The sequence below is a fragment of the Tabrizicola sp. genome (assembly GCF_041911175.1).
Classification (GTDB): Bacteria; Pseudomonadota; Alphaproteobacteria; order Rhodobacterales; family Rhodobacteraceae; genus Tabrizicola.
The window spans coordinates 1-11,434 of record NZ_JAYRPN010000022.1; the positions used below are offsets into that span (position 1 = coordinate 1).

Here is an 11,434-nt window from a genome sequence, read left to right on the forward strand (position 1 = left end):
AAGTGGTCGCCTTCCCCTCCGGCATGGCCGCGATCACCGCGGCGCTGGTCTGCTGCCTGAAGGCCGGGGCGAAGGTCATGCTGCCCTCGGACGGCTACTACGTCACCCGCCTTCTCGGCCGCGACCTGCTGCAGGTCTATGGGGTCGAGGTGGTGCAGGTTCCGACCGCGCAGATGGAGACGGCGGATTTCACCGGCTTCCAGGTGATCTACATCGAGACGCCGTCGAACCCCGGCCTCGACACCGTCGACATCGCCGCGCTGGCAAGGAAAGCCCGCGCCGCCGGGACGCTTCTCATCGCCGACAACACGACGATGACACCGCTCCTCCAGCGCCCGCTGGACCTGGGCGCGGACCTGGTGGTGGCTGCGGATACCAAGGCCCCGGCGGGCCATTCCGACGCGCTCTTCGGCCATGTCGCGGGGCGGGACCCGAACCTGATGGCCCGCATCCGCGAATGGCGGCGGCAGTCGGGCTCGGTGCCGGGGCCCTTCGAAGCCTACCTCGTCCACCGCGGGCTGGAGACGCTGGAGGTCCGCCTCAGCCGCATGTGCGCCTCGGCGGCGGTGATCGCGGAACGGTTGGCGAAGCACCCGAAGGTGAAGGCGCTGCGCTATCCGGGCCTGCCGGGGGATGCCTCATGCAAGTCGGTCGGCGGGCAGATGGCGAACGGCGGTTTCCTGATCGGCTTCGAACTGGCCGGAGAGGCCGAGGCCGAGGGCTTCCTCACCCGCTGCCCGCTGATCGAGCAGGCCACCAGCTTCGGCGGAGTCCATACCGCCGCCGAACGCCGCTCGCGCTGGGGCGACGCGGTGGCCGACGGGTTCATCCGGCTCTCGGTCGGGGTGGAGCCGGTCGAGGCGCTGTGGGCGGCCATCGAGACGGCGCTGGCGGGGTAGGGCGCGCAAATCTCTTCGAAAAGATTTGGCAAATTCCTTCGAAGGAATTTGGTCCCGGTCTCAGAGCGCGTCGAGGATCCTAACCGCCTCGGCCTGCACATCGGCGAGCTTCGTCCGGTCCTCGCCGGGGAAGAACCGCGCGCGGGTGGCTGTCGGCAGGCCTGCGGGCTGGGCGATGACCACCCGCGGCCCGTGCTTTGCCGTCTCGACCTGCCAGCTGCGGGCCAGCGCCATCTGTGCGGCTTTCGTCGCGCCATAGGCCCCGAAGAACGGCTGGCCCGCGCGGGGGTCGTCGAGGAAGACCGCCGTGCCATCGCCCGCGCGCAGCAGGGGTTCCACCATCGGGATCAGCATCCCCGTCGCCCGCGCATTGGTGGCGAGCGACTTGTCCCAGTCCTTCTGGTCGACATGCCCGGCGGGGGACAAAGGTGCCGCATGGATCGCGGCATGGACCCAGAGGACAAGTCCGCCCCAGCGGTCGTGGATCGACCGGCAGAGATGCCGCATCGCGTCGTCGTTGGTCACGTCCATCGGGGCCAGCGTCAGCCCCCCGGCCCCCGGCAGCCCCGCGCGTTTCACCCGGTCGTCAAGGTCTTCCAGTCCCCCGACGGTGCGGGCGACGGCCACCACCTGCCAGCCGCGCAGCGCGAGTTGTTCGGCGATAGCGGCGCCCAGGCCGCGCGAGGCTCCGGTGACGAGGGCCACTCTGGGGGCGATCTTCTGGGTCATGGGTCAGTTCCTTGTGGCGGGGTCGGAGCCTCCGGCGGGAGTATTTTTGTAAAGAGCAAATGGCAAGGGGGAGGGTGGCTCAGCCCTTGCGACCATATCCCGCAGCGATCTCGGCCTGGCGCGTTTCGATGATCGCGCGAAGGAGCGCATCGGGCAGGGGGTGGTCGGGGGTGAAGAGGACGCCGGATTTCGAGGTCCTGAACGGGGAGCAATCGATCCTGGGGATGACGCTTCCGGAATGCGGGTAGAGCCCGAGATGCCTGGCGAAGGCCGCGTAACCCGCGACCATCTTGCCCTTCGGTCCCGGCTGGCGGAAGCCGGGCATGGCATAGGACATGGTCTCGATGTGGTCGGGAAGGAGGGTCCTGAGACGGGTACGGAGGGCGGTCAGTGCCTCGCGCTGGTCAGGCGGCAACGCGGCGATGTAGCTGTCAACCTCGGCGCTCACTCCGCCGCCTTCATCTGGAAGCCTTCCTCGATCTTGTCGGAGGGGGCCACCGGATAGTCGCCCGAGAAGCAGGCGTCGCAGAAGCGGGGGTTGGCGGGATCGCGGCCTGCGGCCTCACCGGCGGCGCGGTAGAGGCCGTCCAGCGAGATGAATTTCAGGCTGTCGACCCCGATCCAGTCGCGCATCTCGTCCTCGCTCATCGTCGCGGCGAGGAGTTTCGAGCGTTCCGGCGTGTCGACGCCGTAGAAGCAGGGCCAGGCGGTCGGGGGCGAGGCGATGCGGAAGTGGACTTCGGCGGCGCCGGCTTCCAGGATCATGTCCTTGATCTTGCGGCTGGTGGTGCCGCGCACCACGCTGTCGTCCACGAGGATTACCCGCTTGCCCTTGATCAGCGCGCGGTTGACGTTCAGCTTCAGCCGCACGCCCATGTTGCGGATGTGGTCGGTGGGCTCGATGAAGGTCCGGCCCATGTATTGATTGCGGATGATTCCCATCGCATAGGGAATGCCGCTTTCCTGGCTGTAGCCGATGGCCGCCGGGGTGCCAGAGTCGGGCACCGGGCACACCAGATCGGCATCGACGGGGGCCTCGCGCGCCAGTTCCACGCCGATCTGGCGGCGGGTCTCATAGACCGAGCGACCGCCGATGATGCTGTCGGGGCGCGAGAAATAGACGTTCTCGAAGATGCAGAACCGGGGTTTCGCCGGGGTGAAGGGGCGGGTGGATTCCACCTTGTTGCCCTCGATCACCACCATCTCGCCCGGCTCGATCTCGCGCACGAATTCGGCGCCGATGATGTCGAGCCCGCAGGTCTCGGACGACAGCGCCCAGCCGGTATCGCCGACGCGGCCGAGCACCAGCGGGCGCACGCCCAAGGGGTCGCGGACGCCGATCAGCTTGGTCCGGGTCATGGCGACGACCGAGAACGCACCCTCCACCCGGCGCAGCGCATCCTTGATCCGCTCGGACAGGTTCTTCTGGATCGACCGCGCCATCAGGTGAATGATGCATTCGCTGTCGGACGAGGACTGGAAGATCGACCCGCGCTCGATCAACTCGCGCCGGAGGGCGGCGGCGTTGGTCAGGTTGCCATTGTGGGCGATAGCGCAGCCGCCCATCGAGAATTCGCCGAAGAAGGGCTGCACGTCGCGGATCGCGGTCGCGCCCTTCGACCCAGCGGTGGAATAGCGCACATGCCCGATGGCGAGCGACCCCGGCAGGGTGTCCATCACATCGGCCTTGGTGAAATTGTCGCGGACATAGCCGAAGCGGCGGGCCGAGTTGAAGCCGTGCTCGGGGTGGTAGCAGACGATCCCGCCCGCCTCTTGCCCGCGATGTTGCAGGGCATGCAGGCCAAGCGCCACGAAGTTCGATGCATCGGCCACGCCGACCACGCCGAAAATGCCGCATTCCTCCTTCAGCTTGTCATCATCGAAGGGGTGCGAGCGGAAGGGGGCCATGCGTCCGAATCCTGTCGAGAGCCTTGGCCCGCTCTTTACGGCAGCGCCTCGGGGCTGTCACGCCCCGAAACGCCGGGCGGGCTTCACGGATTGGTGGCGGGGGCCGCAGGCGCCTCGGTCGCGGGGGCTGTCTCGATGGTGGGGGCCGTGCCGGTGGCGCAGACGTTGGTCAGGTCGTTGTAGCGCTCGACGATCCAGCCCGGCGCGTCCGAGGGGATGTTGTCATTGATCTGCGACTGGAAGTTCGCGAACACGAGGGCGGTGCGCGATTTGTCGATCATCTCTATCCGCTGGTCGCTCAGCACTCGGTCGTAGACGATGAAGGCGATGGCGATGAGGAGGACGCCGCGCGCGGCGCCGAAGAGGAAGCCGAGCGCCTGGTCGATCCCGCCGAGGGCCGAGCGTTGGACGGCACCGGAGAAGAGCGGCGTGAAGAGCGCGGCGACGATCAGGCCGACGACGAAGACGCCCGCGAAGGCGGCGACGACCGACAATTCGCAGCTGTCCGACAGGAACTCGCCCACCACCGGCAGTTCCTTGACCAGCGGCTGTACGCCCGGCGCGAAGTAGTAGGCGGCAATGGCGGCGCCGATCCACCCGATGATTGCCATAAGCTCGCGCACCAGACCGCGCGAGAAGGCGAGAATGGCCGAAATGATGATGATGAGCGCCGCGCCCCCATCAACTGCGGTCAGGTTTTCCATCGCTTACGTCCCCATTCCGTTCTTTTCAAAGGGCTTATCCCGCCCCGAACATTTCGCCCACAAACGCCGTCAGGTCGGGCATCTGCCGGACCGTCAGGCCTGCGGTCCCCTCGATCTTCGAATGGGACGGCACAGTTGCCTGTGAGAAACCAAGTTTCGAGGCTTCTTTCAACCTGTTTTCGGTCTGCCCCACCGGGCGCAGGGCCCCGGAAAGGCTGATTTCACCGAAAAGCACCATGTCCGGCGGGATCGCCACGTCCTCGCGGGCCGACAGGAGCGCCCCTGCGACGGCAAGGTCGGCGGCGGGCTCACTGACCCGCAGGCCCCCGGCGACGTTCAGGAACACGTCCAGCCCGGCGAAGGGGATGCCGCAGCGGGCCTCCAGCACAGCGAGGATGGTCGAGACGCGGCCCGAGTCGAGCCCCACGACCGTGCGGCGCGGGCTGGCAAGGGTGGAGGGGGCGACGAGGGCCTGGATCTCGGTCAGGACCGGCCTTGTGCCCTCGATCCCGGCGAAGACGGCGGAACCGGGGGCGGGCTGGTCGCGGTTGGTGAGGAACAGGGCCGAGGGGTTCGGGACCTGCGCCAATCCGCCGCCGGTCATCTCGAAGACGCCGATCTCGTCCGCCGGGCCGAAGCGGTTCTTCACCGCGCGCAGGATGCGGAACTGGTGGCCGCGCTCGCCCTCGAAGTAAAGGACGGTGTCGACCATATGCTCCACGACGCGGGGGCCGGCGATCTGGCCCTCTTTCGTCACATGGCCGACCAGCACCACCGCGACCCCGCGCCGCTTGGCGAAGGTCACAAGCTCATGCGCCGCCGCCCGGACCTGGGAGACGGAGCCGGGGGCGGCCTCCACCTGATCGAGCCACATGGTCTGGATCGAGTCGATGATCGCCAGCGCCGGGCGTTCGGCGTCGAGCGTGGTCAGGATGTCGCGCAGGTTGGTTTCCGCGCCAAGGCCGACCGCCGCATCGGTCAGGCCAAGGCGTTGGGCGCGCATCCGCACCTGGGCAGAGGCTTCCTCGCCGGAGATATAGAGGCACTTCAACCCTTTGCGGGCGAAACTTGCGGCGGCTTGCAAGAGGAGCGTGGACTTGCCGATCCCCGGATCGCCGCCGACGAGGATCGCCGAGGCCGGGACGAGGCCGCCGCCCAGCACCCGGTCAAGCTCGTCGATGCCGGAAGAGGCGCGGGGCGGCGGGGCTTCCTCGGTCGCAAGGTCGGTCAGCGGGATCGTCCGGCCCTTGGCGCCAAGAGCCTTCGGGCCGGTGGAAAGGGGTGCCTCTTCGATGATGGTGTTCCACCCGCCGCAGGCATCGCATTTGCCGGCCCATTTGCGATAGGCCGCGCCGCAGACAGTGCAGGTGAAAGAGACGTTCTGTTTCATCGGGGGCGACACTGCATGGAATATTGGGCAGCATCAAGGCAAGCCCGCCGCCGGTTTGCGGCAGGTCAGGCTTCGGGCTTCGACTTCCACGAGATCAGGATCGAGGCCAGCACGCAGGCGGTGAAGAGGTAGAGGCCCCAGGCGGTTTCCACCGTCACATGACCGGCACCCTTCACGATGACGATGTAGAGCGCGATCAGGAAGACATCGGCCATCGCGAGCTTGCCGAGGATTTCCAGCGCCGGAAGGGTCTTGGGCGACAGCAGGTTCCAGTGCAGAAGCGCCAGTCCGATGGTCTTGGCATAGGGCGCGAAGATGGCGAGGAAGGTGACGAGGAGGGCGAGGGCGACGTCAGACTCCCATAGGGACTGAAGCCCGGTGATCACGCTGATCTCGTCCATCCCGAAGATCGGCAGGATCGCGGCGCGCAGGAGCGGCGCGAACCAGGCGACGGGGAAGAGGATGAGGAGGGCGAGGTTGAGGTATTTCATCGGTGTCTCGCGTGGCTGGCGTCGGGCTGGAGGGTTTCACACCCTCCCAGTCCGCCGGTTTCTCGAACCGGTGGCGAAACCGGCGTCCTACCCGTGGAGTATTTCTTCCAAGAGGAAGCACAATTTGAGTCAAAGTTTAGCGGTCAGCGGACAGATTCGATCGGCCCGTCCGCCCGTCCGTGGATGAACTGCTGCACGTAAAGGTCTGGCGTCGCGTCCAACTCCCCGACCGGCCCGGTCCAGCGGATCACCCCCCCGTGCAGCATCGCCACGTTGTCGGCAATCGCGCGGACCGAGGACATGTCGTGCGTGATGGTCATCGCCGTCGCCCCCATCTCGACCACGATCTCGCGGATCAGGTCGTTGATCACGCCGGACATGATCGGGTCGAGGCCGGTGGTGGGTTCGTCGAAGAAGATGATCTCCGGTTCCGCCGCGATGGCGCGGGCGAGGCCGACGCGCTTTTGCATGCCCCCGGAAAGCTCGGCGGGGTAAAGGTCGGCGGTCTCGGGCTTCAACCCGACGCGGCGCAGCTTCTCCACCGCCACCTCGCGCGCCTGCGCCTTGGGCAGCGCCTTCGGGCCGCGGACAAGGCGGAAGGCGACGTTCTCCCAGACGCGGAGCGAGTCGAAGAGGGCACCGCCCTGGAACAGCATCCCGAAGCGCGCGAGGAAGGCCTCGCGGTCGCCGGTCGTCACATCCTGCCCGTCCAGCGTGATCGTTCCGCTGTCGGGGCGCACGAGGCCGAGGATGCATTTCAGCAGCACCGACTTGCCCGTCCCCGACCCGCCGATGATCACCATCGACGTGCCCGAGGCGATGGAGAGGTTCACCCCCTGCAACACCCGGTTCGCGCCGAACCGCTTGTGGACATCGCTGAGTTCGATCATGACGAGAAGAACACCTCGGTCAGGACGTAGTTCGCCGCGAGGATCAGCACCGAGGCGGAGACCACCGCCGATTTCGTCGCCGCGCCAACCCCTTGCGCGCCGCGGGCGGAGGTCATCCCGTGGTAGCAGCCCATCAGTGCCACGATGAAACCGAAGACCGCGCCTTTCACCAGCCCGGACCCCACGTCCCAGCCTTGCAGGAAATCCACCGTGTTCTTCAGGTAGGCGGCGGAATTGAAGTCAAGCCTTGTGGTGCCGACCAGCCAGCCGCCCATGATCCCGATGGCATCGCCAGTGGCCACCAGCACCGGCATCGCCAGTGTCGCGGCCACCACGCGCGGAACGGCCAGGTATTTCAGCGGGTTGGTGGACAAGGTGACGAGGGCGTCGATCTGCTCGGTCACCTTCATCGTGCCGATCTCGGCGGCGATGGACGACGCCACCCGCGCCGCGACCATCAACCCGCCCAGCACCGGCCCAAGCTCGCGCGTCATGCCGATGGCGACGATGGAGGGCACCACCGATTCCGCGTTGAAGCGCGACCCGCCGGCGTAGATCTGCAGGGCCAGGGCGCCGCCGGTGAAGATCGCGGTCAGGCCGACGACCGGCAGCGAATACCAGCCGATCTGCAGGATCGAAACGCCCAGTTCGCGCAGGTAGAACGGTGGGCGCAGCAGGTGGCCAAGGACCTGCGCCGCGAAAAGCGCCACCCGGCCGACGGCGGCGAGGACCTGCAGGACCGGGCGTCCGATCCCGCCGAGGGTGGCTCCGATCATGCCGGGCGTTCCTGATAGCGCCGGGTGTAGCGCGCGCCGAGTCCCGTCAGCAGCTCGTAGCCGATGGTCCCGGCAATGTCGGCCAGCAAGTCGACCGGTTGGTTCGGGCCGAGGATGTCCAGGCTGCGGGGCACTTCGGGCAGGTCGGTGATGTCCACCGTGATCATGTCCATCGACACGCGACCGACCAGCGGGCAGGCGGTATCGCCATCCCAGAGCTGCGCGCGGTTCGAGAGCGTGCGTGGCAGGCCATCGGCATAGCCCGCCGCGACCGTGGCGATGACCGAGGGGCGTTCCGCCACCCAGGCGCAGGAATAGCCCACCGTTTCGCCGGGTGCGACCTCGCGGGTCTGGATCACCGGCAGGGAGAGCGTGACCACGGGCAGCGCCGCGTCATGCGGTCGCCCGCCGTATAGCCCGATGCCGGGACGGGTCAGGTCGAAGTGATAGCGCGGCCCAAGTAGGATACCGCCCGTCGCCGCCAGGCTGCGCGGCAGGCCCGTGCCGTCGGTCATCTCGTGGAAGACCTTGAGCTGCGCCTCGTTCTGCGGATGGTCGGCCTCATCCGCGCAGGCGAGGTGGCTCATCAAGAGTTCCGGTCCGGCATCGACAATGATCGGCGCCACCGCCTGCCATTCCAGCAACTCGACCCCCAACCGGTTCATGCCGGTATCCAGCTGCACCCCGAACGGATGGCCGGGCAGAGATTCCAGGTGGCGGGTGATCTGGTCGAGGCTGTTCAGCATCGGCGTCAGGTCGAGATCGTGGATCATCTCGGTATCGCCCGCCATGTGGCCCGAAAGGACCGCGATCTGCGGCCCCGGACCCAGCGCCTGACGCACGGCTGCGCCTTCCTCGGCGGCGGCGACGAAGAACCGCCGCGCCCCGGCCCTGGCAAGCGCACGCGCCACCCGGGTGACCCCCAGCCCATAGGCATCGGCCTTGACGACGGCAGCGGTCTGCACGCCGCCAGCCGACATCCGGTCAAGGGTGCGCCAGTTTGCCGCAACGGCGTCGAGGTCGATGGTCAGGGTTCCGGTAGCCATGCGGCTGTTTTCACCGGGGCGCGGACTTGGTCAAGGGAAAACCTCCGGCCGGGCGGGTGCTTGCCCTTCCCGAAGCCACGCGCGAGACTGCTTCGGCAACAGGAGCAGTCACCGTGTCAGGCAGCCACGACCACGTCGAAGACGAAACCGCCGATCTGCCCCTGACGGCCCTGTGTTGGATCGGGCTGGGTCTCGCGACGCTGGATGCCTTCCTGCAACCGCTGCCACAGGGGCTGGTCTGGGCCGCGCTTGGCCTCTCGTACCTGACCGGCGGGATCCCACCCCTGCGCACGGCGCTGCATGAGATGTGGCACGACGGGCGGCTCGACATCGACCTCTTGATGGTGGTGGCGGCGATTGCCGCGGCCTCGGTCGGGGCGGCGCTGGAGGGGGCGGTGCTCTTGGCGCTCTTCTCGCTCTCGCATACGCTGGAGCATCGCTCGATGGGCAAGGCGCGGCGCGCGGTCGAGGCGCTGATGCAGCTGCGCCCCGAGACGGCGCTGCTGGACGGCCCCGGCGGGGTGGTGGAAGTGCCGGTGGCGAACCTTGTCCCCGGCGACCGGGTGATCCTGCGCCCCGGCGCACGGGTGCCGGTGGATTGCCGGGTCGCCGAAGGCTCGGGGCATCTGGACGAAAGCACGGTGACGGGGGAATCGCTTCCGGTGCGGAAGGCGCCCGGCGATCCGGTGCACGAGGCGACGGTGAACCTCGACGGCATCCTGACGGCCGAAGTCACGCGCGGGCTGGCGTCCAGCACCGTTGCCCAGATGATCAAGCTGGTGACCGAGGCGCAGGCGCAGAAGGCACCGTCCGAGCGCTTCTCGGACTGGTTCGGCCAGCGCTACACCATCGCGGTCTTTGTCGGTTCGTTCCTGTCCTGGTTCGCCTTCCGCGCGCTTGGCCATCCGCCATCCGAAGCGCTGTACCGCGCGGCGACGCTGCTGGTCGCGGCCAGCCCCTGCGCCGTGGTGATCTCGGTCCCCGCGGCGATCCTGTCGGCCCTGTCGGCGGCGGCGCGGGGCGGGGTCCTCTTCAAGGGCGGCGCGGCGCTGGAGGGTCTGGCGGAGGTCCGTACCTTCGCCTTCGACAAGACCGGCACGCTGACCACCGGGCTTGCCTCCGTCACCAGCATCCTTGCGCTGGAGGGCGAGGAGGGGCATTTCCTCGCACTTGCCGCCGGGCTGGAGGCGCAATCGGAACACCCGATCGCCGCCGCCATCCGGCGCGAGGCGGCGGAGCGGGGGATCGTTCCGGTCCCGGTCCGCGACGCCCGCGCGCACCCGAGCGAAGGGATCACCGGGCAGGACGCGGAAGGGGCCGTCTGGGCGGGAAATGCCCGGATGCTGGCGGCGATGGGAGCGGTGTTGCCGGATGCACTGGCCCCGCTGGCGGACGGGGCCGAGACGCTCGTCCTTGTTGGTCGCGGTGCCCGCGTGCTGGGCGGCCTCACGGTGGCCGATGAGCCGCGCCAGACCGCCGCAGAGGCCCTGCACGACCTCAAGGCGGGGGGCCGGACGGATAGCCTGATGATGACCGGCGACCGCGCACCCGTCGCGGGCCGGATCGGCGCGCGGCTGGGCCTTCAGCCGGGGGAAATCCATGCGGGGTTGCTGCCGGGCGACAAGGTCAAGCTCGTCGATGCGGCCACGCAACGCGGCAAGGTGGCCTTCGTCGGCGACGGGGTCAACGACGCCGCCGCCCTTGCCCGCGCCGACGTGGGCGTGGCTATGGGCGTCGCGGGCAGCGAGGTGGCGCTTCAGGCCGCCGATGTCGCCCTGATGGCCGAGGACCTGCGCAAGCTTGCCGCCGCCCGCGCCCTGTCGCGCCGCGCTGCCGGGGTGATCCGGCAGAACCTTGCCATTTCCATCGGCGCGATGGTGATCCTGGTCACCGGGAGCCTCTTCTTCGACCTGCCGCTGCCGCTTGCGGTGCTGGGCCACGAAGGCGGCACGCTTCTCGTCGTGCTGAACGGATTGCGCCTGCTGGTCGACCCGATCCGGACGAAGGCCTAGATCGCGCCGCTCAGAACCCCACGTCCGGCCCGCCTTGCCCCTGCCAGGGCCGGGCGAGGTTGCCGAAGCGGGTGAAGCGGCCCTCGAAGGACAGTTCCACCGTGCCGATGGGGCCGTGGCGCTGCTTGCCGATGATCACCTCGGCCTTGCCATGCACCGATTCCATCAGCGCCTGCCACTGCGCCATCTTCTCCAGCTCGTGGTCGCCGGGCTTTTCCCGCTCGCGGTAGTATTCCTCGCGGAAGACGAACATCACCACGTCGGCGTCCTGCTCGATGGAGCCCGATTCCCGCAGGTCGGAAAGCTGCGGGCGCTTGTCGTCGCGGCTTTCCACCGCGCGGGAGAGCTGGCTGAGCGCAATGACCGGGATATTCAGTTCCTTGGCGATGGCCTTCAGCCCTTGCGTGATCTCCGACACTTCCTGCACCCGGTTGTCCTTGGACGAGCCCTTCAGCAGCTGCAGGTAGTCGATGATCAGCACATCCAGCCCATGCGTCCGCTTCAGCCGCCGCGCCCGGGCCGCGACCTGCGAAATCGGCAGGGCAGGGGTGTCGTCGATGTAAAGCGGGCAGGCCTCCAGCGCCTTCGC

General features: G+C 68.2%; 12 protein-coding genes. 2 read left to right on the top strand and 10 right to left on the bottom strand.

Annotated elements, in window-relative coordinates:
* A partial coding sequence (locus ACE3P6_RS02940; protein WP_374391472.1) for a cystathionine gamma-lyase occupies positions 1 to 899 on the top strand: 899 nt, incomplete at its 5' end.
* A 60-nt stretch (positions 900 to 959) separates the two neighbouring features.
* On the opposite strand, the gene ACE3P6_RS02945 is transcribed toward ACE3P6_RS02940, so the two are convergent.
* The 9 genes from ACE3P6_RS02945 to alr all read right to left on the bottom strand — a co-directional run bounded on the left by ACE3P6_RS02945 (position 960) and on the right by alr (position 8,833).
* Entirely contained in the window at positions 960 to 1,628 is a 669-nt protein-coding gene (locus tag ACE3P6_RS02945; protein ID WP_374391474.1) for an SDR family NAD(P)-dependent oxidoreductase, read from the bottom strand.
* A 79-nt stretch (positions 1,629 to 1,707) separates the two neighbouring features.
* Positions 1,708 to 2,076 (bottom strand): iron chaperone, encoded by a 369-nt coding sequence (locus ACE3P6_RS02950; protein ID WP_374391476.1) that lies wholly within the window; start codon positions 2,074 to 2,076, stop codon positions 1,708 to 1,710.
* Positions 2,073 to 3,536, bottom strand: coding sequence for an amidophosphoribosyltransferase (purF, locus tag ACE3P6_RS02955; protein ID WP_374391479.1), 1,464 nt, complete (start codon positions 3,534 to 3,536; stop codon positions 2,073 to 2,075). The genes ACE3P6_RS02950 and purF overlap by 4 nt, the downstream gene beginning before the upstream one ends.
* A gap of 83 nt (positions 3,537 to 3,619) precedes the next feature.
* The gene (locus ACE3P6_RS02960) at positions 3,620 to 4,240 is read right to left on the bottom strand and encodes a CvpA family protein (RefSeq protein ID WP_374391481.1); all 621 of its coding nucleotides are present in this window, start codon (positions 4,238 to 4,240) and stop codon (positions 3,620 to 3,622) included.
* Between the two features lie 34 nt (positions 4,241 to 4,274).
* The gene (gene radA, locus ACE3P6_RS02965) at positions 4,275 to 5,630 is read right to left on the bottom strand and encodes a DNA repair protein RadA (RefSeq protein ID WP_374391483.1); all 1,356 of its coding nucleotides are present in this window, start codon (positions 5,628 to 5,630) and stop codon (positions 4,275 to 4,277) included.
* 65 nt (positions 5,631 to 5,695) lie between these two features.
* On the bottom strand, positions 5,696 to 6,121 hold the full coding sequence (locus ACE3P6_RS02970; protein WP_374391485.1) for a paraquat-inducible protein A: 426 nt from the start codon (positions 6,119 to 6,121) through the stop codon (positions 5,696 to 5,698).
* 143 nt (positions 6,122 to 6,264) lie between these two features.
* Entirely contained in the window at positions 6,265 to 7,011 is a 747-nt protein-coding gene (locus tag ACE3P6_RS02975; protein ID WP_374391487.1) for an ABC transporter ATP-binding protein, read from the bottom strand.
* Complete coding sequence (locus tag ACE3P6_RS02980; RefSeq protein ID WP_374391488.1) at positions 7,008 to 7,787, bottom strand: MlaE family ABC transporter permease; 780 nt, start codon at positions 7,785 to 7,787, stop codon at positions 7,008 to 7,010. Before ACE3P6_RS02980 ends, ACE3P6_RS02975 begins: the two co-directional genes overlap by 4 nt.
* Entirely contained in the window at positions 7,784 to 8,833 is a 1,050-nt protein-coding gene (gene alr, locus ACE3P6_RS02985) for an alanine racemase (RefSeq protein ID WP_374391490.1), read from the bottom strand. The genes ACE3P6_RS02980 and alr overlap by 4 nt, the downstream gene beginning before the upstream one ends.
* Before the next feature lie 113 nt (positions 8,834 to 8,946).
* Here alr and ACE3P6_RS02990 point away from each other — a divergent pair, with 113 nt between their 5' ends.
* On the top strand, positions 8,947 to 10,845 hold the full coding sequence (locus ACE3P6_RS02990; RefSeq protein ID WP_374391492.1) for a heavy metal translocating P-type ATPase: 1,899 nt from the start codon (positions 8,947 to 8,949) through the stop codon (positions 10,843 to 10,845).
* A gap of 10 nt (positions 10,846 to 10,855) precedes the next feature.
* On the opposite strand, the gene ACE3P6_RS02995 is transcribed toward ACE3P6_RS02990, so the two are convergent.
* The coding region (locus ACE3P6_RS02995) for a DnaB-like helicase C-terminal domain-containing protein (RefSeq protein ID WP_374391494.1) at positions 10,856 to 11,434 on the bottom strand (579 nt) is incomplete at its 5' end.

Excerpts from the sequence above, each read along its gene's own strand:
- ACE3P6_RS02945 (WP_374391474.1), bottom strand. The coding sequence starts at position 1,628 with ATGACCCAGAAGATCGCCCCCAGAGTGGCCCTCGTCACCGGAGCCTCG.
- purF (WP_374391479.1), bottom strand. The coding sequence starts at position 3,536 with ATGGCCCCCTTCCGCTCGCACCCCTTCGATGATGACAAGCTGAAGGAG.
- ACE3P6_RS02960 (WP_374391481.1), bottom strand. The coding sequence starts at position 4,240 with ATGGAAAACCTGACCGCAGTTGATGGGGGCGCGGCGCTCATCATCATC.
- radA (WP_374391483.1), bottom strand. The coding sequence starts at position 5,630 with ATGAAACAGAACGTCTCTTTCACCTGCACTGTCTGCGGCGCGGCCTAT.
- ACE3P6_RS02970 (WP_374391485.1), bottom strand. The coding sequence starts at position 6,121 with ATGAAATACCTCAACCTCGCCCTCCTCATCCTCTTCCCCGTCGCCTGG.
- ACE3P6_RS02975 (WP_374391487.1), bottom strand. The coding sequence starts at position 7,011 with ATGATCGAACTCAGCGATGTCCACAAGCGGTTCGGCGCGAACCGGGTG.
- ACE3P6_RS02980 (WP_374391488.1), bottom strand. The coding sequence starts at position 7,787 with ATGATCGGAGCCACCCTCGGCGGGATCGGACGCCCGGTCCTGCAGGTC.
- alr (WP_374391490.1), bottom strand. The coding sequence starts at position 8,833 with ATGGCTACCGGAACCCTGACCATCGACCTCGACGCCGTTGCGGCAAAC.